The following is a 23,860-nucleotide window of genomic DNA, read 5'->3' on the forward strand; positions in this document are numbered from 1 at the left end:
GTATAGTCTTAAGGAATTATTTTCCAATCATCTGAGTCGTGAGGAACCAGTATGCAGGCTTTGATTTTAGAACAGCAGGACGGTAAAACCCTTGCCACGGTGCAAGCCATTGAAGAGGGCCGTCTGCCCGAAGGCGACGTCACCGTGGACATTGACTGGTCCAGCCTGAACTATAAGGATGCGCTGGCGATTACCGGCAAAGGTAAAATCATCCGAAATTTCCCGATGGTGCCAGGAATTGATTTTGCGGGCCATGTGCACACCAGCGAAGATCCGCGCTTCCACGCCGGGCAGCAGGTGCTGCTCACCGGCTGGGGCGTGGGTGAAAACCACTGGGGCGGCCTGGCTTCTCAGGCGCGCGTGAAGGGCGACTGGCTGGTACCGATGCCGGCGGGGTTAGATGGCCGTAAAGCGATGATCGTGGGAACAGCCGGCTTTACCGCTATGTTATGCGTGATGGCGCTGGAAGACGCCGGGATCCGCCCGGAATCTGGCGAAATTGTCGTGACCGGCGCGAGCGGTGGCGTAGGCAGCACCGCCGTTGCCCTGCTGCATAAGCTGGGTTATCAGGTTGTGGCCGTCTCTGGCCGTGAGAGCACACATGACTACCTGCGTCAGCTGGGGGCGAGCCGCATCCTTGGCCGGGAAGAGTTCGCCGAAACCCGTCCGCTGGAAAAACAGCTGTGGGCAGGCGCAGTTGATACCGTAGGTGACAAAGTGCTCGCGAAAGTCCTGGCGCAGATGAACTACGGCGGCTGCGTGGCTGCCTGCGGTCTGGCGGGCGGTTTTGCCCTGCCAACCACCGTGATGCCGTTTATTCTGCGTAACGTGCGCCTGCAGGGGGTCGATTCTGTGATGACGCCTGCAGCCCGTCGCGCTGAAGCCTGGGAGCGTCTGGTTCGTGATCTGCCGGAGTCCTTCTTTACCCAAAGTGCCACCGAAATTTCCCTCAGCCAGGCACCTGACTATGCCAATAAGATTATGGACAACCAGTTCCATGGCCGTGCGCTGGTGAAAATAGCCTAATCTTCAAATTTTCGTGACATATTCGCGCTAACCGCTCTCCTCCGTCATGATTACAAAAACGCATGACGGAGGATGCCATGAAAACCCGAAAGCTGACGGAAGCCGACGTAACGTCTGAATCTGTCTTTATGTTACAGCGCCGCCAGATCCTGAAAATGCTTGGCATCAGCGCGACCGCCTTAACGCTTACCCCTGCGGCCCACGCCGACCTGCTCGACTGGTTTAAGGGTAACGACCGCCCAAAAGCGCCCTCCGGTGCGCCCCTCACCTTTACGAAACCCCCACAATGGCAAAATAAACTGGCGCTGACGCCAGAAGATAAAGTCACGGGCTATAACAACTTCTATGAATTTGGCCTTGATAAGGCCGATCCTGCGGCCAATGCGGGCAGCATGAAAACCGATCCATGGACGCTAAAAATTGACGGCGAGGTTGCCAAACCGCTGACGCTGGATCACCACGACCTCACCACCCGTTTTCCGCTGGAGGAGCGCATCTACCGGATGCGCTGCGTGGAGGCCTGGTCCATGGTGGTTCCCTGGGTTGGCTTCCCGCTGCATAAGCTGCTGGCGATGGTTGAGCCCACCAGCAACGCGAAGTACGTCGCGTTCCAGACGCGGTATGCGCCAGACGAGATGCCGGGTCAAAAGGACCGCTTTATCGGCGGCGGGCTTGAATACCCCTATGTGGAAGGGTTGCGCCTCGACGAAGCCATGCATCCGCTTACGCTGCTGACCGTGGGCGTTTACGGCAAAGCGCTGCCGCCGCAGAACGGGGCACCCATTCGCCTGACCGTGCCGTGGAAGTACGGCTTTAAAGGGATTAAGTCCATTGTCAGCATCAAACTCACCCGCGAGCGCCCACCCACCACCTGGAACCTGGCGGCACCGGGCGAATACGGCTTTTTTGCTAACGTGAACCCGCATGTGGATCACCCGCGCTGGTCGCAGGCCACCGAACGGTTTATCGGGTCGGGCGGTGCGCTGGACGTTAAACGCCAGCCGACGCTGCTGTTTAACGGCTACGCGGATGAGGTGGCGTCTCTGTACCGTGGGCTGAATTTACGGGAGAATTTCTAGTGCGCTTAACCGCAAAGCAGATCGTCTGGCTGAAGGTGCTGCTGCACCTGGCCGGTTTGCTTCCTTTTATCTGGCTGTTCTGGGCGGTGAATGCAGGCGCGTTCAGCGCCGACCCGGCGAAGGATATCCAGCACTTTACGGGTAGGATGGCTCTGAAATTTTTACTGGCGACCTTGCTGGTCTCACCGCTGGCGCGTTACGCTAAACAGCCATTATTGATACGCACCCGTCGTCTGTTAGGGCTATGGTGTTTTGCCTGGGCGACGATCCATCTCACCAGCTATGCGCTGCTTGAGTTGGGGATTAACAATTTGTCGCTACTGGGCCGCGAACTGGTGACGCGCCCCTACCTGACGCTGGGCATTGTGAGCTGGCTGATTTTGCTGGCGCTGACGCTCACCTCCACGCAGTATGCCCAGCGAAAACTGGGCCGACGGTGGCAGTATTTGCACAACGTCGTCTATCTGGTTGCGATCCTCGCCCCCATTCATTACCTGTGGTCGGTGAAAATTCTCTCGCCGCAGCCCATCCTCTATGCGCTCCTGGCGCTGGGCCTGCTGGCGTGGCGTTATAAGAAGTTCCGCCAGTGGTTGCGATAGTGCGCGAAACTGTGCGTTTTCCCGCAGAATACTTATCATCCGTGAATCTTTTTGGGTTTGCGGTTGATAATCTTCCCTGATAAGACCAGTATTTAGCTGCCAAATGCTACGAAATCGTTATAATGTGCGACTTTGGTTTTCCTGACAGGGGTTTTAGGCCTCTGAAAAGGTGACAATCGCGCATCGAAGGTATATTTTGTTTTTTACCCGAGATTCGCAGGAGATAGCGGCACAATGGCTGGTAAATTTCAAATCTTAGTCCTTAACGGACCGAACCTGAACATGCTCGGAACCCGTGAGCCAGAGAAGTATGGCACGCTAACATTGAGTGAAATTGTTAACCGTCTGGGTACGGAAGCAGCGTCATTAGATGTGGATTTGGATCATTTTCAGTCAAACGCGGAGTACGCAATCATCGACCGTATTCATCAGGCTAAAGACAATGTGGACTATATCCTGATCAATCCGGCCGCGTTTACGCACACCAGTGTTGCTATCCGCGACGCACTGCTTGCGGTGAGTATCCCGTTTATCGAGATCCACCTGAGTAACGTGCATGCCCGAGAACCGTTCCGCCACCATTCCTACCTGTCGGATATCGCCGCTGGTGTTATCTGTGGACTGGGTGCAGACGGTTATTCATACGCTTTACAGACAGCGGTAAAACGCCTGTCACAATCACACTAAACAAGAGTACGGAACCCACTCATGGATATTCGTAAGATTAAAAAACTGATCGAGCTGGTTGAAGAATCAGGCATCTCCGAACTGGAAATTTCTGAAGGCGAAGAGTCTGTACGCATCAGCCGTGCAGCCCCAGCCGCTAGCTTCCCGGTAATGCAGCAGGCTTATGCAACGCCGATGATGCAGCAGCAGCCTGCGCTTGCCGCAGCCGTTGCACCAGCAGCAGACGCTGCACCTGCCGCAGCCGCAGAAATCAGTGGTCACATCGTACGTTCCCCAATGGTTGGGACTTTCTACCGCACCCCGAGCCCGGACGCGAAAGCGTTCATCGAAGTGGGTCAGAAAGTCAATGCAGGCGATACCCTGTGCATCGTCGAAGCCATGAAAATGATGAACCAGATCGAAGCTGACAAGTCAGGTACTGTGAAAGCGATTCTGGTCGAAAGTGGTCAGCCGGTAGAATTTGACGAGCCGCTGGTCGTCATCGAGTAACGAGGCGAACATGCTGGATAAAATTGTTATCGCCAACCGTGGCGAGATTGCACTGCGTATTCTTCGTGCCTGTAAAGAACTGGGCATCAAGACCGTGGCCGTGCACTCAAGCGCGGATCGCGATTTAAAACACGTATTGCTGGCGGATGAGACGGTCTGTATTGGCCCGGCTCCGTCCGTAAAAAGCTATCTGAACATCCCGGCTATCATCAGCGCCGCTGAAATCACCGGCGCGGTGGCAATTCATCCGGGTTACGGCTTCCTCTCTGAGAACGCCAACTTTGCCGAGCAGGTTGAACGCTCTGGCTTTATCTTCATCGGCCCGAAAGCCGACACCATTCGCCTGATGGGCGACAAAGTGTCTGCGATCACCGCAATGAAGAAAGCCGGTGTTCCAACCGTACCAGGCTCCGACGGCCCTCTGGGCGACGATATGGATGTTAACCGTGCCCATGCGAAACGCATTGGCTACCCGGTGATCATCAAGGCGTCCGGCGGCGGCGGCGGTCGTGGTATGCGCGTAGTGCGCAGCGATGCAGAACTGGCCCAGTCCATTGCCATGACAAAAGCGGAAGCGAAAGCGGCTTTCAGCAATGACATGGTTTACATGGAAAAGTACCTGGAAAACCCACGCCACATCGAAATTCAGGTGTTGGCTGACGGTCAGGGTAACGCCATCTATCTGGCAGAACGCGACTGCTCCATGCAGCGTCGTCACCAGAAAGTGGTCGAAGAAGCGCCAGCGCCGGGCATTACTCCGGAACTGCGTCGCTACATCGGCGAGCGTTGCTCCAAGGCCTGTGTGGATATCGGCTATCGCGGCGCGGGTACTTTCGAGTTCCTGTTCGAAAACGGCGAGTTCTACTTCATTGAAATGAACACCCGTATTCAGGTTGAACACCCGGTTACCGAAATGATCACCGGCGTTGACCTGATCAAAGAGCAGCTGCGTATCGCTGCCGGCCAGCCTCTGTCCATCAAGCAGGACGAAGTTGTGGTCAAAGGCCATGCGGTAGAATGCCGTATCAACGCCGAAGACCCGAACACCTTCCTGCCAAGCCCGGGTAAAATTACGCGTTTCCACGCGCCGGGTGGCTTTGGTGTGCGCTGGGAGTCTCATATTTACGCCGGTTACACCGTACCGCCGTACTATGACTCAATGATCGGTAAACTCATCTGCTACGGCGAGAACCGTGACGTGGCGATTGCCCGCATGAAGAACGCCCTGCAGGAGCTGATCATCGACGGTATCAAAACCAACGTTGATCTGCAGATGCGCATCATGAGCGACGAGCACTTCCAGAATGGTGGAACTAACATCCACTATCTGGAGAAGAAACTCGGTCTGAACGAGAAGTAAGTTTGCAGCAACGCGAAAAGGCCGGTTAATCCGGCCTTTTTTTATTTCTGGGGGGAGCTATGCCCCATCATGTACAATCCCCGCTTTCTTCATCCACAAGGGACAAAAAATGGACAAGCGTTTTGTTCAGGCCCATAAAGAAGCGCGCTGGGCGCTGTGGCTGACCCTTCTCTATCTCGCTGCTTGGTTAGTAACCGCTTACTTACCTGATTCAGCTATCGGCATTACCGGCCTGCCTCACTGGTTTGAGATGGCGTGTCTTCTGGTGCCGCTGGTCTTTATCCTGCTGTGCTGGGCAATGGTGAAATTCATTTATCGCGATATTCCGCTGGAGGACGATGATGCAGCCTGAAGTCATTCTGCCGCTTATCGCTTACCTGTTAGTGGTGTTTGGTTTGTCTGTTTATGCGATGCGTAAAAGGACCACCGGCACCTTCCTGAATGAGTATTTTCTCGGTAGCCGCTCGATGGGGGGCGTTGTGCTGGCCATGACGCTTACCGCCACCTATATCAGCGCCAGCTCGTTTATCGGTGGTCCCGGTGCCGCCTATAAATACGGGTTAGGTTGGGTGCTGCTGGCGATGATTCAGCTGCCTGCCGTCTGGCTCTCTTTGGGGATCCTTGGCAAAAAATTTGCCATTCTGGCTCGCCGCTATAACGCCGTGACGCTCAACGATATGCTGTTTGCGCGTTATCAGAGCCGTCTGCTGGTGTGGCTCGCAAGCCTGAGCCTGCTGGTCGCCTTTATTGGTGCGATGACGGTACAGTTTATCGGCGGCGCGCGTTTGCTGGAGACGGCAGCGGGGATCCCCTATGAGACCGGCCTTATCATCTTCGGGGTGAGTATTGCGCTGTACACCGCCTTTGGCGGGTTCCGTGCCAGCGTGCTGAACGATACGATGCAGGGGATGGTGATGCTTATTGGCACTATCGTTCTGCTGGTGGGGATTGTGCATGCGGCAGGCGGCCTGAGCCATGCCGTGGAAACCCTGGAAGCGATCGATCCGAAACTGGTCTCGCCGCAGGGCGCGGACGATATCCTCTCCCCGACGTTTATGACCTCGTTCTGGGTGCTGGTGTGCTTTGGGGTGATTGGCCTGCCGCATACCGCGGTGCGATGCATCTCTTATAAAGACAGCAAAGCGGTGCACAGAGGCATCATCATCGGCACCATCGTTGTGGCGATCCTGATGTTTGGTATGCACCTGGCAGGCGCATTAGGCCGCGCGGTGATCCCGGACCTGACGGTACCCGATTTAGTGATCCCAACCCTGATGGTCAAAGTGCTTCCGCCCTTTGCTGCCGGAATATTCCTCGCCGCGCCTATGGCCGCCATTATGTCGACGATCAATGCTCAGCTCCTGCAAAGTTCCGCTACGATCATTAAAGACCTCTATCTGAACCTGCGCCCGGAGCAGGTCGAAAACGAGCGACGCCTGAAGCGGATGTCAGCCGTGATTACGCTGCTGTTAGGGGCGTTATTGCTGCTGGCCGCCTGGCGTCCGCCGGAGATGATCATCTGGCTCAACCTGCTCGCGTTCGGTGGGCTTGAGGCGGTCTTCCTGTGGCCGCTGGTGCTGGGGCTTTACTGGGAGCGGGCCAATGCCGCAGGCGCGCTGAGCGCTATGATGGTTGGCGGCGTGCTGTACGCCGTTCTTGCGACGTTTAATATTCAGTATCTGGGCTTCCATCCGATTGTGCCTTCGTTACTGTTAAGCTTACTGGCGTTTGTGGTAGGGAACCGTTTTGGTCAACCCGTCCCACAGCCCGCTATGATTTCTACTGATAAATAAAGAGTTTTGCCATGCCGTGGATCCAACTGAAACTGAATACAACCGGCGCGAATGCCGAAGAGCTGAGCGATGCGCTGATGGAGGCCGGCTCGGTTTCCATCACCTTCCAGGACACGCATGATACGCCGGTTTTCGAGCCGCTTCCGGGTGAAACCCGCCTGTGGGGCGACACCGACGTTATCGGCCTGTTCGATGCCGAAACCGACATGAACGAGGTCGTCGCGATTCTGGAAAACCACCCGCTTCTGGGCGCAGGCTTTGTCCATAAGATCGAGCAGATCGAAGACAAAGACTGGGAACGCGAGTGGATGGATAACTTCCATCCAATGCAGTTCGGTAAACGCCTGTGGATCTGCCCGAGCTGGCGCGACGTTCCCGATGAAAACGCGGTGAACGTTATGCTCGATCCGGGTCTGGCATTTGGTACAGGCACGCACCCTACTACGTCGCTGTGCCTGCAGTGGCTGGACGGGCTGGATCTGGAAGGCAAGACCGTGATCGACTTTGGCTGCGGCTCGGGGATCCTCGCGATTGCCGCGCTGAAGCTGGGCGCAGCGAAAGCGATCGGGATCGACATCGATCCCCAGGCTATCCAGGCCAGCCGCGATAACGCTGAACGTAACGGCGTCTCCGACCGTCTGGAGCTGTACCTGCCCGACGCGCAGCCAGAAGCGATGAAAGCCGACGTCGTCGTCGCGAACATTCTGGCAGGCCCTTTGCGCGAGCTGGCACCGTTAATCAGCGTGCTGCCCGTTGAAGGCGGCCTGCTGGGCCTTTCCGGCATCCTCGCCAGCCAGGCCGACAGCGTCTGCGAAGCCTATGCCGATCTCTTTACGCTCGATCCGGTGGTTGAGAAAGAAGAGTGGTGCCGTATTACTGGCCGTAAAAAGTGATCTTTTGGCGTGGTCATCTGACCACGCCTTTCCTCTCTGATATTGCTCCCGCCTCCTGGTTTTCTCCGGTAAAATACCCTTACAAATCATGCGTTAATTAAATGATTTGAACAATAAAATTCACCGGAAGAATATTATGAAACACATCACTGGCAAGGCAGCGCTGCTGGCGCTGAGCATCATTTCCGCTTCAGCGTATGCATCACACTGGAGCTATGAAGGCGAGGGCGCTCCGGAGCACTGGGGCGAACTGGATGAGGCGTATAAAACCTGTCAAAGCGGTATGAATCAGTCCCCGATTAACATTGATTCCACCCTTAAGGCCCACCTCACCCCGTTACAAACGCACTACACCGAGGGTCCCATCACGCTGACGAACAACGGGCACACCATTCAGGCTGGCGAAAAAGCGGACACGCGCGACAGCATTACCCTGGATAAACAGACCTGGTCTCTTCAGCAATTCCATTTCCATGCGCCGAGTGAAAACACGATCCATGGCAAAAACTATGCGATGGAAATGCACCTGGTGCACAAGAATGCTGAAGGCGAACTGGTCGTGGTTGCGGTAATGTTTGATAAGGGCGCACCGAATGCTGAGCTGGAAAAGCTGTGGAAAGTGATGCCTGAACATGCGGAGCAAAATGCGACCATTAATCAGAACCTTAATCTGAATAACCTTCTGCCGAAAGACAAAACCTACTGGCGTTTTAGCGGCTCGCTTACTACTCCTCCGTGTTCCGAAGGCGTTATCTGGGTTGTCCTTAAACATCCTTTGACGCTCTCTGCTGAACAACTGGAGAAATTCACCCATACCATGCACCACGATAATAACCGCTCGGTACAGTCACTCCATGGCCGTGTCGTCGTGGAGTAATGTGCATTTTTCGCACTAAGATCATGTTCTAAAATGCGACGCAGATCGCATTGAAGCGGGATAAACTGCTGCTAAAAACAGCAGATTATCCCGCTAAACCGATTCATTTATTCAGAAACGATGAGAAGTTACGGGAAATTGTAAGCGCCTATAAAATAAGCGTTAACACATAACTCAATGATTTAAATAGTGAATAAATCTCATCACCACGTCAGGCCGCTGATTCCTTGATCTACAACAGAGGATTGTTCAAAGTTTGGCCTTTCATCTCGTGCAAAAAATGCGTAATATACGCCGCCTTGCAGTCACAGTATGGTCATTTCTTAACTCATGCGCATCGGACACCACCAGCTCAGAAATCGCCTGATCGCAGCCCCTATGGCAGGTATTACCGACCGGCCGTTCAGGACGCTGTGCTACGAGATGGGAGCCGGATTAACCGTTTCCGAGATGATGTCGTCTAACCCGCAGGTTTGGGAAAGCGATAAGTCCCGTCTACGGATGGTGCACGTTGATGAGCCAGGTATTCGCACCGTGCAAATTGCCGGAAGCGTGCCTGAAGAGATGGCAGATGCCGCGCGTATTAACGTGGAAAGTGGTGCCCAGATTATTGATATCAATATGGGGTGCCCGGCCAAAAAGGTGAATCGCAAGCTTGCAGGCTCAGCCCTTCTGCAATACCCCGACCAGGTCAAAGCGATCCTGACGGCGGTTGTCAGCGCAGTGGACGTTCCTGTTACGTTAAAGATTCGCACGGGTTGGTCGCCGGAACACCGTAACTGTGTAGAGATTGCCCAACTGGCCGAAGATTGTGGCATTCAGGCTCTGACCATACACGGACGCACTCGCGCCTGCTTGTTCAATGGTTACGCTGAATACGACAGCATTCGGGCAGTTAAGCAGAAAGTTTCCATTCCGATTATCGCGAATGGTGACATTACTGACCCGCTTAAAGCCAGAGCTGTGCTCGACTATACGGGAGCTGATGCTCTGATGATAGGACGTGCAGCTCAGGGAAGACCCTGGATCTTTCGGGAAATCCAGCATTATCTGGACACTGGAGAGCTGCTTGCTCCACTGCCTCTGGCAGAGGTTAAGCGCTTGCTTTGTTCGCACGTTCGGGAATTGCATGACTTTTACGGCCAGGCAAAAGGGTACCGAATTGCGCGTAAACACGTTTCCTGGTATCTCCAGGAGCACGCTCCAAATGACCAGTTTCGGCGCACATTCAACGCCATAGAGGATGCCAGCGTACAGCTGGAGGCGTTGGAGGCATACTTCGAAAATTTTGCGTAATGAAATAAAGAGCTGACAGAACTATGTTCGAACAACGCGTAAATTCTGACGTACTGACCGTTTCTACCGTTAACTCTCAGGATCAGGTAACTCAAAAGCCCCTGCGTGACTCGGTTAAACAGGCACTGAAGAACTATTTTGCTCAACTGAACGGTCAGGATGTTAATGACCTGTATGAGCTGGTACTGGCTGAAGTTGAACAGCCACTGTTGGACATGGTGATGCAATACACCCGCGGTAACCAAACCCGCGCAGCCCTGATGATGGGTATCAACCGTGGTACCCTTCGTAAGAAGCTGAAAAAATACGGCATGAACTAATTTCGATTAGCGAAATGCTTGTTTAAAAAGGCGCTACTCGGCATGGGGAAGCGCCTTTTTTATCGCCTGTTTTGCTCGTCCGTCAACGCTTTGTAAACCTTCAGCTCTCCCACTTTTAAACGCCCGCATTTCGTGTATATTTCCACCACCTTACAGGCTCTTTTCGTCCGGAATGACACAATGATTCGTAAATACTGGTGGCTGGTTGTCTTTGCTGTCTCAGTTTTCCTTTTCGATGCCCTGCTGATGCAGTGGATTGAACTGTTAAGTACTGAAACCGATAAGTGCCGCAATATGAATTCCGTCAATCCACTGAAACTTGTGAACTGTTCCGAACTCGACTAACTGCCTGACGTCGTTCAAAAACCCTGTTATTACCTACTAAAAACAGGGCCTTAAATCCCTTTTAGTCATTATCTGACGATGATAATGTCTCAGCCCTTCTTAACTGCCCTTGTTAAATCTCTCATTACGAGTGAACAACCATGCTGGTTAGCCAATACAACCAAATCCTTGTCGTCATCTCCTTCGTCGTTGCTATCCTGGCCGCCTACACCGCGCTGAATATGGCTGCGCGCGTTGCCGGAAGTCAGGGCATGGCGTCCCGCGTCTGGCTGGCCGGTGGCGGCATTTCGATGGGTATCGGCATTTGGGCCATGCACTTTATTGGCATGCTGGCGATGGACCTCTCCATGAGCATGAGCTATAGCATCGCGCTGACGGTGCTCTCGATGATCATCGCCATCGGCTCGTCGCTCTTTGCCCTGTGGCTCGTCAGCTGCGATCGGCTTCGTTTACGCCGACTCCTCCCTGGCGCACTGGTCATGGGGACGGGTATCGTCGCCATGCATTACACCGGCATGGCGGCCCTGGAAGTCACGCCCGGCATCGTCTGGGATAAAGTATGGGTGGCGGTTTCCGTGGCGATCGCCCTCGCCGCCTCCCTGGTCGCCCTGTGGCTGACGTTTCGTTTGCGTCATGATGCCGCGCAGGTTGCGCTGATGAGGCTGGGCGCCGCCATCACCATGGGGGTCGCCATTGCCGGTATGCATTACGCGGGCATGAAGGCGGCGCAGTTCCCGACGTCAACCATGCTTCACCACCATGGCATTAACGGCAGCTGGCTGGCGGTACTGGTGAGCGTCATTGCGCTCTCCATTTTGGGCATCACCCTGCTGGTCTCGATACTCGATGCACGGCTTCAGGCACGCACGTCTCTGCTGGCCTCCTCCCTGGCGGAAGCCAACCGCGAGCTGGCCCAGTTGGCACTTCAGGATACGCTGACCCGCCTGCCAAACCGGCTCCTGCTTGAGGACCGTCTCGGCCAGGCCATCAGTAAAGCCGATCGGGAAGGCCGTCATTTCGCGCTCATGTTTATGGACCTCGACGGGTTTAAAACGGTGAATGATGCCTATGGTCATGACGTGGGCGATAAGCTGCTGGTGGCGGTCACACAGCGTCTGCTGCAGCCCCTGAAGGGACAGTACACGCTTGCCCGTATTGGCGGGGATGAGTTTGTGCTTCTCGCCGAGACTGACGGGCCAGACGATGCCGCCTCGTTGGCCAGCGCCCTGGTTCGCGCCATTGATAGCCCGTTCGCCCTGGAGCCTTACGAACTGGTGGTGACGCTCAGCATCGGCATTGCGCTCTATCCTCACGACGGTAAAACAGATCGCGAGCTGATGTTTAACGCCGATGCGGCGATGTATCACACCAAACATATGGGGCGAAATGGCTATCACTTCTTCCAGCCGTCGATGAACACCCTGGCGCAGACCCATTTGCAGCTGATGAACGACCTGTGGATGGCCGTGGATCGTGCCGAGCTGCGCCTGCTGTATCAGCCAAAATTCCACGCGCCCGCCGGGCCTGTTTTGGGTTTTGAGGCGCTGCTGCGCTGGCAACACCCCACGCAGGGGTTACTGACGCCGGACCTTTTCCTGCCTCTGGCGGAGAAAACAGGGCTGATCGTTCCGATTGGCAACTGGGTTATCGATGAAGCCTGCCGGCAGCTGCGCCAGTGGCATCTTCAGGGGCATAACGACTGGTCGATGGCGGTGAATCTGTCAACGCTGCAGTTCGAACAGCCTTCGCTGGTGCAGACGGTGCTCGACTGTCTGGCGCGCCATAACGTGCCGCCGGAGATGCTGATCCTTGAAGTGACGGAAACCACCGCGATGAGCGATCCCGATGAAAGCGTGCGAGTGCTGACGGAGCTTACTGACGCGGGCGTGAAGGCGTCGATTGACGATTTTGGTACTGGCTATTCCAGCCTGCTCTATCTCAAAAAGCTCCCGGCCTGCGAGTTGAAAATTGACCGCGCCTTTGTGAAGGAACTGAGTGGAGAGAGCGAAGACGCCACCATCGTCTCGGCCATTGTGGCGCTGGCAAAAACGCTGAATCTGAAAGTGGTGGCGGAAGGTGTTGAAACCGAAGCCCAGCAGGCATTTTTAACGCAACTCGGCTGCAATACGCTGCAGGGTTATCTCCTGGGGAAACCTGTTACCGCACAAGCCGTTGAAGCGCTTTGCCAGAGCGGGACGTTTTCACCTTCACATACCTCATCATGACGCCGTATCGTATGCCACTGACGGCACTCGCGTGATTTGCAGCGTCGTCAAAATATTATCCACCAGCGCGGGTGCCTGTTGATAAAGATTGAAACGGGTACTGTTCATTAACCAGTTTTTAATTATTCCGCTAAAGAAACCATGAAAAACGATCAGGACCAGATCAATATTTACCTGCGGAGAGATAAATTTTCTGGCGATACACTTTTCCAGCGTCGCGCGTAGATGCTCATCATTAAAGCCGATACGCCGTCTAATTTCACACTCTGAAATCATATCGTTATTAAATTCACATTTATGATACAGAATTTGTAACAGGGCGCACTGGCGTGGCTCCCGGGCAATATATTGCAGCGCCGCGATAAATTGTTCGCGAAGCATCCTTAAAGGGTCGTCATTTTCGGTGAACGGCAGGCGTTCGCGAATAATGTCGCGCAAGGGAAGCTGTTGTTCCCAGATAGCGTTGAATATTTCTGATTTACTGGAAAAATGCCAGTAGATCGCCCCGCGCGTCACCTGCGCGGCGTCCGCAATGTCGGTGAGGGTCGTGTTGGTGACGCCACGCGTGGCGAACTGTTCGATGGCAGCTTCAATCAGCTGTTGTCGGGTTTTCTGTGCATCTTCTTTCTTTTTTCGCGCCATAAATTGCTACTCATTGCTCTCAGGATGAATGCACTATGAAGAAAAGCGGGATTGTCGTGTAAACAAAAGTATTCCCTATAACGGGAAATAAGTTTGCACAAAAAAGGTCAATTGCATTTATTTATAATTATGGCAAATACATCGTCACGATTAAATTCACGTAATTTATGAATGTAGTTTAACTACATCCTCCATTATCTAACTAAATTGCCAGAAGTTTATTCATAAAAGCACCTGGTCAGATTCCGATTTTTAACTCGCACGACCTGGCGTCGCACTTATAAATTAAAAAACATTATCTTTCCTCACTATTATACGCAGCTACATTTTTATTTTTTGCCCCCTACCCTGTTCACCGATTCACGACAAATATCGGTAAACGGGTATTTAAAGGAACCGTAATGACCAATCATTTCAGACTCTTACCTTTATCCGGTTTCATTGTCTGCGCCGCGCTGCTCGCCGGATGTGATGGGCAGGATAATGTACAGCAGCATGCGCAGCCGCCACAGGTTAGCGTTCACATCGTTAAAAGCGCCCCGCTGGCGGTCACCACAGAGTTACCGGGCAGAACGGATGCTTTTCGCGTTGCGGAGGTTCGTCCTCAGGTGAGTGGAATCATTCTGCGTCGTAATTTTACTGAAGGCAGTGATGTCAAAGCGGGCCAGTCTCTTTATCAAATCGACCCTGCCACCTACCAGGCGGCTTACGACAGCGCAAAAGGCGATCTGGTAAAAGCACAGGCGGCGGCGAATATTGCTCATCTGACCGTGAAGCGTTATGTCCCCCTGGTCGGTACGCAGTACGTCAGTAAGCAAGAGTACGATCAGGCCGTGGCAAACGCGCAACAGGCCGATGCCAGCGTCGTGGCAGCAAAAGCCGGTATGGAAAGCGCACGTATCAATCTTGCCTATACCAAAGTCACTTCTCCTATTGACGGTCGTATTGGTAAATCCAGCGTCACCGAAGGCGCGCTCGTCACGAACGGGCAGTCTACTGCGCTGGCGACGGTGCAACAGCTCGACCCGATTTATGTCGACGTTACCCAATCCAGCGGCGAATTTATGCGTCTGAAGCAGACGAGCCTGCAGAAAGGCGAAAATGCCAGCTCGGTTGAACTGATCATGGAAAATGGTCAACCCTATCCGCTGAAAGGCACGCTTCAGTTCTCCGATGTCACCGTCGATGAAAGCACCGGATCTATCACCCTGCGAGCGCTGTTCCCGAACCCACAGCACATACTTTTACCCGGCATGTTTGTGCGCGCCCGCATAGATGAAGGTACGCAACCGGATGCCATTCTGGTTCCGCAGCAGGGCGTCACCCGTACGCCACGCGGCGATGCAACCGTGCTGGTCGTGAACGACAAAAATCAGGTTGAAACACGTACGATCGTTGCGCCACAGGCCATTGGCGATCGCTGGCTGGTAACGAAAGGGCTGAAAAATGGGGAGCGCGTGATCGTTAGCGGCCTGCAGAAAGTCCGTCCTGGCGTCACCGTTGTGGCAACGTCTGATACCGCCGCTACTCCTGCCAGTTAAGGGAAGACTTCATGGCTAATTTCTTTATTCAGCGGCCAGTTTTCGCCTGGGTGCTCGCCATTATTTTGATGATTGCGGGCGGCCTCGCCATTTTAAAACTGCCCGTCGCACAATATCCAACCATTGCTCCCCCTGCGGTCGCCGTCACGGCGACGTACCCGGGTGCGGATGCGCAGACGGTTCAGGATACCGTCACCCAGGTTATCGAGCAGAACATGAACGGCATCGATAACCTGATGTACATGTCGTCCACCAGCGATTCCGCAGGTAATGTGACCATTACCCTGACGTTCCAGTCGGGGACCGACCCTGACATTGCTCAGGTTCAGGTTCAAAACAAACTTCAGTTGGCGATGCCGCTGCTCCCACAAGAAGTACAGCAGCAAGGGATCGGCGTAGAAAAATCCAGCAGTAGCTTCCTGCTGGTGGCGGGATTTGTTTCTGATAATAAAAGTCTGAGCCAGGATGACATCTCTGACTATGTCGCCTCGAACGTGAAAGATGCGATTAGCCGGACCTCAGGGGTTGGCGATGTTCAGCTGTTTGGTGCGCAGTACGCGATGCGTATCTGGCTCGACAGTAACGCCATGAACAAATACCAGCTTACCCCTCTGGATGTGATTAACCAGTTAAAGACGCAGAACAACCAGATTGCAGCGGGTCAGTTAGGCGGTACACCGTCTATACCCGGACAGCAGTTAAACGCCTCAATTATTGCTCAAACGCGTTTGAAATCGCCGGAAGAGTTTGGTCGGGTCACGCTGAAGGTCAACCCGGATGGCTCAATGGTGCATCTGAAGGATGTTGCCCGAATTGAGTTGGGCGGCGAAAACTACAACATGGTCACCAAGATAAATGGCCAGGCGGCAACCGGCCTTGGGATCAAACTGGCTACCGGTGCAAACGCGCTGGATACAGCTGCCGCCATTAAGAGCAAGCTGGCGCAGCTGCAACCCTTCTTTCCACAGGGCCTGAGAGTCGTTTATCCGTACGACACCACACCTTTCGTGAAGATCTCTATTCACGAAGTGGTGAAAACGCTGTTTGAAGCGATCATTCTCGTTTTCCTGGTGATGTATCTGTTCCTGCAAAATCTGCGGGCAACGCTGATCCCGACAATTGCCGTGCCGGTCGTGCTGCTTGGCACCTTCGCCATCCTGGCGGCGTTTGGTTTCTCCATAAACACCCTGACGATGTTTGGGATGGTGCTGGCGATAGGCTTGCTGGTGGATGATGCCATCGTGGTCGTCGAGAACGTCGAGCGCGTCATGGTTGAAGACAAACTGCCGCCCAAAGAGGCGACGCAGAAGTCGATGGAACAGATCCAGGGCGCCCTGGTCGGCATCGCCATGGTTCTTTCGGCGGTCTTTATTCCGATGGCCTTCTTTGGCGGCTCGACCGGCGCCATCTACCGCCAGTTCTCACTGACTATCGTCTCTGCCATGGCGCTCTCGGTGCTGGTTGCGCTGATTTTAACGCCTGCGCTGTGCGCCACACTGCTTAAACCCGTTTCCGGCGATCACCACGAGAAGAAAGGGGGGTTCTTTGGCTGGTTTAACGCGCTGTTTGACAGAAGCGTGGATCATTACAGTAACAGCGTGAGCGGGATCTTACGCAAAACCGGGCGTTATCTGCTGGTCTATCTCATTATCGTCGGCGGCATGGCGGTGCTGTTCCTGCGCCTGCCGACCTCCTTCCTGCCCGAAGAGGATCAGGGGGTGTTCATGACGATGGTGCAGCTGCCAGCCGGTGCTACGCAGATGCGCACCCAGAAGGTGCTGGATCAGGTTCAGGATTACTATCTGACGAAAGAGAAAGCGAACGTTGAATCTGTCTTCACGGTAAACGGGTTCAGCTTTAGCGGCCAGGGCCAAAACTCAGGCATCGCGTTTGTCAGCCTCAAGCCCTGGGAAGAACGTCCGGGTAAGGAAAATGGCGTAGGTGCAATTGTGAGCCGCGCAACGAAAGCCTTCAGCCAAATCAAAGATGGCCTGGTCTTCCCGTTCAACCTACCCGCTATTATTGAGCTGGGTACCGCGACTGGCTTCGACTTTGAGTTGATAGATCAGGCAAACCTGGGACATACGCAGCTTACGCAGGCACGTAATCAGCTGCTTGGTATGGTAAGAGAGCATCCTGACCTGCTGGTTCGCGTGCGTCCTAACGGGCTGGAAGATACGCCTCAGTTCAAGCTGGATGTCGATCAGGAGAAAGCCCAGGCCTTAGGCGTAAGCGTTTCTGATGTTAACCAGACCGTCTCAACGGCGTTGGGTGGCACCTATGTAAACGACTTTATCGACCATGGACGCGTGAAAAAAGTGTACGTTCAGGCCGATGCCCGTTTCCGTATGTTGCCTGGCGACATTAACAGCCTGTATGTCCGTAGCGCGAACGGTGAAATGGTCCCCTTCTCGGCCTTTAGCAGCTCGCACTGGGTGTACGGTTCGCCACGTCTGGAGCGCTTCAATGGGATGCCATCAATGGAGATCCTTGGTGAGTCCGCACCGGGAAAAAGTACCGGTGAAGCAATGGCATTAATGGAAAGCCTGGCCTCAAAACTGCCTGCTGGCATCGGCTATGACTGGACGGGGATGTCTTACCAGGAACGACTTTCCGGTAACCAGGCACCGGCGTTATACGCCATTTCACTGATCGTGGTGTTCTTATGCCTGGCAGCTCTTTATGAAAGCTGGTCTATTCCGTTCTCAGTCATGCTGGTTGTGCCGTTAGGCGTCATCGGTGCGCTTCTTGCCGCATCGCTGCGCGGGCTGAACAACGATGTTTACTTCCAGGTGGGCCTGCTCACAACCATCGGTTTGGCGGCCAAGAACGCCATTTTGATCGTTGAATTTGCTAAAGATCTCATGGATAAAGAAGGTAAAGGCATTATCGAAGCGACGCTTGAGGCCTCGCGAATGCGCTTGCGCCCTATCCTGATGACGTCTCTGGCATTTATTCTCGGCGTCATGCCGCTGGTCATTAGCAGTGGTGCAGGCAGCGGTGCGCAAAACGCCGTCGGCACGGGCGTAATGGGAGGGATGCTTTCAGCGACCCTGCTGGCCATCTTCTTCGTGCCCGTCTTCTTTGTGGTGGTGCGGCGACGCTTCACGAAACATAAAGATTAACGAATGACTGAAAAGGCACCTCTGGTGCCTTTTTTAATTCCCGCGAGAATAACGTTTCATGTGCTCCACACTTTCTCCATTAATTACTTTTAACGCCCGTTTTTCTCCATGATTTTTACAAACCACATAATTTGAGATTATTCCCCATGCGGGATGGGCTTATAGCAGTGGTAAAATAGGCGCTAATTCGTTAATTGCCGCTCTGGCTTTAAAGCGAATGTGAGAAAACACTGAGGTAACATCATGAAAAGATTCATTTCCGTTGCACTTCTCGCTGCGCTGCTTGCCGGTTGCGCACACGATTCTCCATGTGTACCGGTATACGACGATCAGGGCCGACTGGTTCATACCAATACCTGCATGAAAGGCACCACCCAGGATAACTGGGAAACCGCAGGGGCCATTGCCGGTGGCGCTGCCGCTATCGCAGGCCTGACGCTGGGCATCGTCGCCCTGACCAAATAATAACGTCTTTGAAAGCGCGGCTCAGTCCGCGCTTTTGCTTCCCTTCTTCCTGAACGTAAAAGATTAATGTTAAATTCAGGGAAAACCGTCACTCAAAAACCCATCACATCTTTTTTTGTATCGTCTATTTAATTTCATCTTCCTTCGTGATTATTTTCACATATTAATTACATTCAATACCCTGCCAATATTCACGTCAGAAACTATCTTTCGTTTAAACATGCGCTTAAATAAACTTTTGCTCCAATTTGTGGCGCAGGTTGGAATTTCGCACCATTCCGGAGCATTCGATTTATTTAACCCTGTCTACACTCAGCATTGTGCGCCCTGTTCTCGTTTATTTTATCGGGCGTAAACCTGGCATTACGTTTGCTTTATAAACGTCGGCCACATACACAGACAGGTCAAAGCGTTTCAAAACGCCTTTATAACGATAATTTCGCCACACAGGATGCATTATGAAAAAGACGATGATAGCCAGCCTGGCCGCAGCGGGCGTGTTGTTTGCTGTTGCCAGCCAGGCCCATGCGGGCACAACGCTGGATGCGGTTAAAAAGAAAGGTTTTGTACAATGTGGGATCAGCGACGGTTTGCCTGGCTTCTCTTATGCCGATGCAAACGGCAAATTTACCGGCATCGACGTTGATGTCTGCCGTGGCGTTGCCGCTGCGGTTTTCGGTGATGACAGTAAAGTGAAATATACCCCGCTTACGGCAAAAGAACGTTTCACGGCGTTGCAGTCAGGCGAAGTGGATATGCTGTCGCGTAATACCACCTGGACATCTTCACGTGATGCCGGAATGGGCATGTCATTCACCGGCGTAACCTATTACGACGGTATCGGGTTCCTCACCCACAATAAAGCTGGCCTGAAAAGTGCCAAAGAGCTGGACGGCGCAACTGTGTGTATTCAGGCGGGAACGGACACTGAGCTTAACGTCGCAGATTACTTCAAAGCAAATAGCATGAAGTACACCCCGGTCACCTTTGACCGCTCAGATGAGTCAGCGAAAGCGCTGGAATCAGGACGTTGCGATACGCTGGCATCGGACCAGTCGCAGCTGTATGCCCTGCGAATTAAGCTGAGTAATCCGGCTGAATGGATTGTCCTTCCTGAGGTTATTTCTAAAGAACCTCTCGGTCCAGTCGTTCGCCGTGGTGATGAAGACTGGTTCTCCATCGTGCGCTGGACGCTGTTCGCCATGTTGAATGCAGAGGAGATGGGCATCACCTCGAAAAACGTCGATGAGAAAGCTGCAAATCCATCGACACCGGATATGTCGCACCTGCTGGGTAAAGAGGGCGATTTCGGCAAAGACCTGAAGCTTGATAACAAATGGGCTTACCACATCGTTAAACAGGTCGGGAATTATGGCGAAATTTTCGAGCGCAACGTGGGTTCTGAAAGTCCGCTGAAGATAAAACGCGGCCAGAACAATCTCTGGAACAACGGCGGCATTCAGTACGCCCCACCTGTACGTTAAGCATCGGCTGTAACGGGCACTGCGCACGCGGTGCCCACTCCGGAGACATGGTTACCGAGGTTTGTTTATGCCCCATCGCCGCTCTGCCATAAAAGGATCGCTATCCTTTTCTCATCCCGCGGTCCGCGCCTGGCTATTCCAGATTATTGCTGTTATCGCGGTTCTCGTCATCGCCGCTTATTTGATTCATAACACCGTGACCAATCTGAATAATCGCGGTATTACATCCGGCTTTGCATTCCTGGATCGCAGCGCGGGTTTTGGAATTGTTCAGCATCTTATCGATTACCAGGAAGGTGATACCTACGGGCGCGTGTTTGTGGTTGGTCTGCTGAATACGCTACTGGTCTCAGCTCTGTGCATCGTTTTCGCGTCGCTGCTTGGGTTCTTCATTGGCCTGGCGCGGCTTTCCGATAACTGGCTGTTGAGGAAACTGTCGACCTTTTACATTGAGACGTTCCGCAATATCCCGCCCTTGTTGCAGATCTTTTTCTGGTATTTCGCTGTCCTGCGCAACCTCCCGGGGCCGCGCCAGGCCGTAGACGCTTTCGACCTGCTTTTTCTCAGCAACCGGGGGCTCTACATCCCTTCCCCTCAGGTCGCTGAGGGGATACACGCCTTTGTTATCGCTATGGCACTTGCGCTTGTCATCTCTGGCGGGCTGTTTCGCTATAACCGGAAACACCAGGTTAAAACCGGACAACTTCGTAAGACATGGCCGTTCGCGCTAGCGTTGATTGTTGTCCTGCCATGGGCTGCCTGGAGTCTGTTTGGCGCCGCGCTGCACTGGGATGTCCCCCACCTGCGCGGGTTTAATTTCCAGGGTGGCATGGTTTTAATCCCGGAGCTGGCCGCCCTGACGCTGGCACTGTCTATTTATACCTCAGCGTTTATTGCTGAGATCATTCGAGCAGGGATCCAGGCCGTACCCTATGGACAGCACGAGGCCGCACGTTCTCTGGGCTTGCCAAATACGGTGACGCTGCGTCAGGTCATTATTCCTCAGGCTCTACGGGTCATCATTCCGCCACTGACCAGTCAGTATCTAAATATTGTGAAAAACTCGTCGCTGGCGGCCGCGATTGGCTATCCGGATATGGTGTCGCTGTTCGCCGGAACCGTGCTTAATCAGACCGGACAGGCGATTGAAACCATCGCCATCACCATGTCCGTCTACCTGATCATCAGTCTGATCATTTCGTTGTTGATGAACCTCTACAACCGCCGCATCGCGCTGGTTGAGCGCTAAGGAACGATGATGAGTAAAGCGATACTGTCACACTCTGCGCGCCCATCCCTCTCTCCGGGCGGACGCTATGTTACCTGGGCACGTAAGAATCTGTTTTCCAGCTGGGGTAACTCGCTTCTGACGGTGGTTTGCCTGTGGCTGATGTGGGAATTACTTCCTCCGCTGCTGAACTGGGCCTTATTACAGGCAAACTGGACGGGCACGACTCGCGAAGACTGTACTAAAGCGGGGGCATGCTGGGTGTTTATTCACCAGCGATTTGGCCAGTTCATGTATGGGTTATACCCTCATGAACAGCGCTGGCGGATCAATCTGGCGCTGGCGATCGGGTTGTTCTCCATCGCCGTTATGTTCTGGAAAAAAGTGCCTCACCGTGGACGCTATATCGCCTGCTGGGCGGTTGTGTATCCCGTTGTCGTATGGGTGCTGCTGTACGGTGGTTTTCTGGGGATGGAACGCGTCGAAACCCGCCAGTGGGGCGGCCTGACGCTGACGTTGATCATTGCTTCCGTTGGGATTGCCGGCGCGTTGCCGTGGGGGATTTTGCTCGCACTGGGACGGCGCTCCACCATGCCGGTGGTACGCGTGCTCTCCGTTATTTTTATTGAATTCTGGCGCGGCGTGCCGCTCATCACCGTTCTGTTTATGTCATCGGTCATGCTGCCGCTGTTTATGGCGGAGGGCACCACCATAGACAAGCTGATCCGTGCCCTGGTCGGGGTCATTCTCTTCCAGTCCGCCTATGTGGCTGAAGTGGTTCGTGGCGGGCTTCAGGCGCTGCCTAAAGGACAGTATGAAGCCGCGGAATCCCTGGCGCTGGGTTACTGGAAAACGCAGGGGCTGGTGATCCTCCCCCAGGCACTCAAGCTGGTTATTCCCGGGTTGGTCAACACGATCATCGCCCTTTTTAAAGATACCAGCCTGGTGATCATCATCGGGTTGTTCGATCTCTTTAGCAGCGTGCAGCAAGCCACCGTCGATCCCGCATGGCTCGGGATGTCCACGGAAGGGTATGTCTTTGCCGCGCTGATCTACTGGATCTTCTGTTTTAGCATGTCGCGCTATAGCCAACACCTGGAAAAGCGCTTTAACACCGGGCGTACACCGCACTGAGGAAATGATGAGACAAATAACAATGACCCCAGCCGACGCGATGATTACGCTGGAAAACGTCAATAAATGGTACGGGCAGTTTCACGTGTTAAAAGACATTAACCTGAAGGTAAAACAGGGGGAAAGGATCGTCCTGTGCGGTCCTTCTGGATCGGGAAAGTCAACGACAATTCGTTGTATTAACCATCTTGAAGAGCATCAGCAGGGGCGGATTGTGGTGGATGGTATTGAGCTGAATGAAGATATCCGCAATATCGAACGCGTTCGCCAGGAAGTGGGGATGGTGTTTCAGCACTTTAATCTGTTCCCGCACCTGACCGTTTTGCAGAACTGCACGCTAGCACCCATTTGGGTCCAAAAGATGCCGAAAAAAGAGGCTGAAGCGCTGGCGATGCTCTACCTGGAGCGCGTGCGCATTGCAGAACATGCTCATAAATTCCCGGGACAGATCTCCGGTGGTCAGCAGCAACGCGTCGCTATCGCGCGGTCGCTGTGCATGAAACCGAAAATCATGCTGTTTGATGAGCCAACGTCCGCTCTCGATCCAGAAATGGTCAAAGAGGTGCTGGATACCATGATCGGGCTTGCGCAATCGGGGATGACCATGCTTTGCGTGACGCATGAGATGGGATTTGCGAGAACCGTAGCTGACAGGGTGATCTTTATGGATCGCGGTGAAATTGTTGAGCAGGCTCCGCCAGATGAGTTCTTTGCTCATCCAAAGTCAGAGCGTACACGGGCGTTTTTATCTCAGGTGATCCATTAAGTGTTTTGTGCCCGGAAGCGCTACGCTTACCGGGCCTGCAGATTCATACGGCCCAAAACGCAAAAAGGCCATCCTTTCGGATGGCCTTTTCACTTGTTTGATGTCTGGCAGTTCCCTACTCTCACATGGGGAGACCCCACACTACCATCGGCGCTACGGCGTTTCACTTCTGAGTTCGGCATGGGGTCAGGTGGGACCACCGCGCTAAAGCCGCCAGACAAATTCTTTTACTTCTTGCCGAACTTTAACCTAAGTATAAAGTGGTGCTGATACCCAGAGTCGAACTGGGGACCTCACCCTTACCAAGGGTGCGCTCTACCAACTGAGCCATATCAGCACGCTAAATTTGATGCCTGGCAGTTCCCTACTCTCGCATGGGGAGACCCCACACTACCATCGGCGCTACGGCGTTTCACTTCTGAGTTCGGCATGGGGTCAGGTGGGACCACCGCGCTAAAGCCGCCAGGCAAATTCTGTAATCTGTAT

22 protein-coding genes, 1 tRNA gene and 2 rRNA genes are annotated in these 23,860 nt (G+C 53.7%); 21 read left to right on the forward strand and 4 right to left on the reverse strand.

Annotated features, from left to right (window positions below):
* Positions 1-51 precede the first annotated feature (51 nt).
* The 14 genes from acuI to FFS28_RS17175 all read left to right on the forward strand — a co-directional run bounded on the left by acuI (position 52) and on the right by FFS28_RS17175 (position 12,989).
* Entirely contained in the window at positions 52-1,026 is a 975-nt protein-coding gene (gene acuI / locus FFS28_RS17110; RefSeq protein ID WP_137903536.1) for an acrylyl-CoA reductase (NADPH), read from the forward strand.
* A 77-nt stretch (positions 1,027-1,103) separates the two neighbouring features.
* Positions 1,104-2,105, forward strand: coding sequence for a protein-methionine-sulfoxide reductase catalytic subunit MsrP (msrP, locus tag FFS28_RS17115; protein ID WP_137903537.1), 1,002 nt, complete (start codon positions 1,104-1,106; stop codon positions 2,103-2,105).
* Positions 2,105-2,704, forward strand: a complete 600-nt coding sequence (gene msrQ, locus FFS28_RS17120) for a protein-methionine-sulfoxide reductase heme-binding subunit MsrQ (RefSeq protein WP_006178856.1) — start codon at positions 2,105-2,107, stop codon at positions 2,702-2,704. The genes msrP and msrQ overlap by 1 nt, the downstream gene beginning before the upstream one ends.
* 234 nt (positions 2,705-2,938) lie before the next feature.
* On the forward strand, positions 2,939-3,391 hold the full coding sequence (gene aroQ / locus FFS28_RS17125; protein ID WP_006178857.1) for a type II 3-dehydroquinate dehydratase: 453 nt from the start codon (positions 2,939-2,941) through the stop codon (positions 3,389-3,391).
* A 21-nt stretch (positions 3,392-3,412) separates the two neighbouring features.
* The gene (gene accB, locus FFS28_RS17130; protein WP_137903538.1) at positions 3,413-3,880 is read left to right on the forward strand and encodes an acetyl-CoA carboxylase biotin carboxyl carrier protein; all 468 of its coding nucleotides are present in this window, start codon (positions 3,413-3,415) and stop codon (positions 3,878-3,880) included.
* Positions 3,881-3,890: 10 nt separating this feature from the next.
* A complete protein-coding gene (gene accC, locus FFS28_RS17135; RefSeq protein WP_006178859.1) occupies positions 3,891-5,240 on the forward strand; it encodes an acetyl-CoA carboxylase biotin carboxylase subunit in 1,350 nt (449 codons plus the stop codon).
* 109 nt (positions 5,241-5,349) lie between these two features.
* Positions 5,350-5,592: a YhdT family protein gene (locus FFS28_RS17140; protein ID WP_006178860.1), complete on the forward strand. Its 243-nt coding sequence runs from the start codon at positions 5,350-5,352 to the stop codon at positions 5,590-5,592.
* The gene (gene panF, locus FFS28_RS17145) at positions 5,582-7,033 is read left to right on the forward strand and encodes a sodium/pantothenate symporter (protein WP_137903546.1); all 1,452 of its coding nucleotides are present in this window, start codon (positions 5,582-5,584) and stop codon (positions 7,031-7,033) included. The genes FFS28_RS17140 and panF overlap by 11 nt, the downstream gene beginning before the upstream one ends.
* An 11-nt stretch (positions 7,034-7,044) precedes the next feature.
* A complete protein-coding gene (gene prmA / locus FFS28_RS17150) occupies positions 7,045-7,926 on the forward strand; it encodes a 50S ribosomal protein L11 methyltransferase (RefSeq protein ID WP_006178862.1) in 882 nt (293 codons plus the stop codon).
* 136 nt (positions 7,927-8,062) lie between these two features.
* Positions 8,063-8,803, forward strand: coding sequence for a carbonic anhydrase (locus FFS28_RS17155; protein WP_088208420.1), 741 nt, complete (start codon positions 8,063-8,065; stop codon positions 8,801-8,803).
* Positions 8,804-9,133: 330 nt separating this feature from the next.
* A complete protein-coding gene (dusB, locus tag FFS28_RS17160; RefSeq protein ID WP_006178865.1) occupies positions 9,134-10,099 on the forward strand; it encodes a tRNA dihydrouridine synthase DusB in 966 nt (321 codons plus the stop codon).
* Positions 10,100-10,122: 23 nt separating this feature from the next.
* Positions 10,123-10,419 carry a DNA-binding transcriptional regulator Fis gene (gene fis / locus FFS28_RS17165; RefSeq protein ID WP_000462905.1) on the forward strand — a complete coding sequence of 99 codons (297 nt, stop codon included), beginning with the start codon at positions 10,123-10,125 and terminating at the stop codon, positions 10,417-10,419.
* Between the two features lie 180 nt (positions 10,420-10,599).
* Positions 10,600-10,764, forward strand: a complete 165-nt coding sequence (locus tag FFS28_RS17170) for a DUF2556 family protein (RefSeq protein WP_006178888.1) — start codon at positions 10,600-10,602, stop codon at positions 10,762-10,764.
* 140 nt (positions 10,765-10,904) lie between these two features.
* Positions 10,905-12,989: a putative bifunctional diguanylate cyclase/phosphodiesterase gene (locus FFS28_RS17175; RefSeq protein ID WP_137903539.1), complete on the forward strand. Its 2,085-nt coding sequence runs from the start codon at positions 10,905-10,907 to the stop codon at positions 12,987-12,989.
* Here the strand turns inward: FFS28_RS17175 and envR are convergent.
* Positions 12,984-13,631, reverse strand: coding sequence for an acrEF/envCD operon transcriptional regulator (gene envR / locus FFS28_RS17180; protein ID WP_137903540.1), 648 nt, complete (start codon positions 13,629-13,631; stop codon positions 12,984-12,986). The genes FFS28_RS17175 and envR overlap by 6 nt on opposite strands.
* Positions 13,632-14,032: 401 nt before the next feature.
* Here envR and FFS28_RS17185 point away from each other — a divergent pair, with 401 nt between their 5' ends.
* The 7 genes from FFS28_RS17185 to FFS28_RS17215 all read left to right on the forward strand — a co-directional run bounded on the left by FFS28_RS17185 (position 14,033) and on the right by FFS28_RS17215 (position 23,374).
* The gene (locus tag FFS28_RS17185) at positions 14,033-15,172 is read left to right on the forward strand and encodes an efflux RND transporter periplasmic adaptor subunit (protein ID WP_137903541.1); all 1,140 of its coding nucleotides are present in this window, start codon (positions 14,033-14,035) and stop codon (positions 15,170-15,172) included.
* An 11-nt stretch (positions 15,173-15,183) separates the two neighbouring features.
* The gene (locus tag FFS28_RS17190) at positions 15,184-18,297 is read left to right on the forward strand and encodes an efflux RND transporter permease subunit (protein WP_006178892.1); all 3,114 of its coding nucleotides are present in this window, start codon (positions 15,184-15,186) and stop codon (positions 18,295-18,297) included.
* Positions 18,298-18,540: 243 nt separating this feature from the next.
* On the forward strand, positions 18,541-18,762 hold the full coding sequence (locus FFS28_RS17195) for a lipoprotein (RefSeq protein ID WP_006178893.1): 222 nt from the start codon (positions 18,541-18,543) through the stop codon (positions 18,760-18,762).
* A gap of 458 nt (positions 18,763-19,220) precedes the next feature.
* On the forward strand, positions 19,221-20,246 hold the full coding sequence (locus tag FFS28_RS17200; protein ID WP_006178894.1) for an amino acid ABC transporter substrate-binding protein: 1,026 nt from the start codon (positions 19,221-19,223) through the stop codon (positions 20,244-20,246).
* A 67-nt stretch (positions 20,247-20,313) separates the two neighbouring features.
* Positions 20,314-21,495, forward strand: coding sequence for an amino acid ABC transporter permease (locus FFS28_RS17205; RefSeq protein ID WP_137903542.1), 1,182 nt, complete (start codon positions 20,314-20,316; stop codon positions 21,493-21,495).
* A 9-nt stretch (positions 21,496-21,504) separates the two neighbouring features.
* Positions 21,505-22,608, forward strand: coding sequence for an amino acid ABC transporter permease (locus tag FFS28_RS17210; protein WP_137903543.1), 1,104 nt, complete (start codon positions 21,505-21,507; stop codon positions 22,606-22,608).
* 7 nt (positions 22,609-22,615) lie between these two features.
* A complete protein-coding gene (locus FFS28_RS17215; RefSeq protein ID WP_137903544.1) occupies positions 22,616-23,374 on the forward strand; it encodes an amino acid ABC transporter ATP-binding protein in 759 nt (252 codons plus the stop codon).
* A gap of 102 nt (positions 23,375-23,476) precedes the next feature.
* Here the strand turns inward: FFS28_RS17215 and rrf (FFS28_RS17220) are convergent.
* The 3 genes from rrf (FFS28_RS17220) to rrf (FFS28_RS17230) all read right to left on the reverse strand — a co-directional run bounded on the left by rrf (FFS28_RS17220) (position 23,477) and on the right by rrf (FFS28_RS17230) (position 23,841).
* Positions 23,477-23,592 (reverse strand): 5S ribosomal RNA (rrf, locus tag FFS28_RS17220).
* A gap of 43 nt (positions 23,593-23,635) precedes the next feature.
* Positions 23,636-23,711 (reverse strand) — tRNA-Thr (locus FFS28_RS17225).
* Between the two features lie 14 nt (positions 23,712-23,725).
* Positions 23,726-23,841, reverse strand: a 5S ribosomal RNA gene (gene rrf, locus FFS28_RS17230).
* Positions 23,842-23,860 lie beyond the last annotated feature (19 nt).

Source organism: Enterobacter sp. 2VL (assembly GCF_005503595.1).
Classification (GTDB): domain Bacteria; phylum Pseudomonadota; class Gammaproteobacteria; order Enterobacterales; family Enterobacteriaceae; genus Enterobacter; species Enterobacter cancerogenus.

Bases quoted from the DNA above. Each gene is read 5' to 3' on its own strand.
- acuI (WP_137903536.1), top strand. From the start codon at position 52: ATGCAGGCTTTGATTTTAGAACAGCAGGACGGTAAAACCCTTGCCACG.
- msrP (WP_137903537.1), top strand. From the start codon at position 1,104: ATGAAAACCCGAAAGCTGACGGAAGCCGACGTAACGTCTGAATCTGTC.
- aroQ (WP_006178857.1), top strand. From the start codon at position 2,939: ATGGCTGGTAAATTTCAAATCTTAGTCCTTAACGGACCGAACCTGAAC.
- accB (WP_137903538.1), top strand. From the start codon at position 3,413: ATGGATATTCGTAAGATTAAAAAACTGATCGAGCTGGTTGAAGAATCA.
- accC (WP_006178859.1), top strand. From the start codon at position 3,891: ATGCTGGATAAAATTGTTATCGCCAACCGTGGCGAGATTGCACTGCGT.
- FFS28_RS17140 (WP_006178860.1), top strand. From the start codon at position 5,350: ATGGACAAGCGTTTTGTTCAGGCCCATAAAGAAGCGCGCTGGGCGCTG.
- panF (WP_137903546.1), top strand. From the start codon at position 5,582: ATGCAGCCTGAAGTCATTCTGCCGCTTATCGCTTACCTGTTAGTGGTG.
- prmA (WP_006178862.1), top strand. From the start codon at position 7,045: ATGCCGTGGATCCAACTGAAACTGAATACAACCGGCGCGAATGCCGAA.
- FFS28_RS17155 (WP_088208420.1), top strand. From the start codon at position 8,063: ATGAAACACATCACTGGCAAGGCAGCGCTGCTGGCGCTGAGCATCATT.
- dusB (WP_006178865.1), top strand. From the start codon at position 9,134: ATGCGCATCGGACACCACCAGCTCAGAAATCGCCTGATCGCAGCCCCT.
- fis (WP_000462905.1), top strand. From the start codon at position 10,123: ATGTTCGAACAACGCGTAAATTCTGACGTACTGACCGTTTCTACCGTT.
- FFS28_RS17170 (WP_006178888.1), top strand. From the start codon at position 10,600: ATGATTCGTAAATACTGGTGGCTGGTTGTCTTTGCTGTCTCAGTTTTC.
- FFS28_RS17175 (WP_137903539.1), top strand. From the start codon at position 10,905: ATGCTGGTTAGCCAATACAACCAAATCCTTGTCGTCATCTCCTTCGTC.
- envR (WP_137903540.1), bottom strand. From the start codon at position 13,631: ATGGCGCGAAAAAAGAAAGAAGATGCACAGAAAACCCGACAACAGCTG.
- FFS28_RS17185 (WP_137903541.1), top strand. From the start codon at position 14,033: ATGACCAATCATTTCAGACTCTTACCTTTATCCGGTTTCATTGTCTGC.
- FFS28_RS17190 (WP_006178892.1), top strand. From the start codon at position 15,184: ATGGCTAATTTCTTTATTCAGCGGCCAGTTTTCGCCTGGGTGCTCGCC.
- FFS28_RS17195 (WP_006178893.1), top strand. From the start codon at position 18,541: ATGAAAAGATTCATTTCCGTTGCACTTCTCGCTGCGCTGCTTGCCGGT.
- FFS28_RS17200 (WP_006178894.1), top strand. From the start codon at position 19,221: ATGAAAAAGACGATGATAGCCAGCCTGGCCGCAGCGGGCGTGTTGTTT.
- FFS28_RS17205 (WP_137903542.1), top strand. From the start codon at position 20,314: ATGCCCCATCGCCGCTCTGCCATAAAAGGATCGCTATCCTTTTCTCAT.
- FFS28_RS17210 (WP_137903543.1), top strand. From the start codon at position 21,505: ATGAGTAAAGCGATACTGTCACACTCTGCGCGCCCATCCCTCTCTCCG.
- FFS28_RS17215 (WP_137903544.1), top strand. From the start codon at position 22,616: ATGAGACAAATAACAATGACCCCAGCCGACGCGATGATTACGCTGGAA.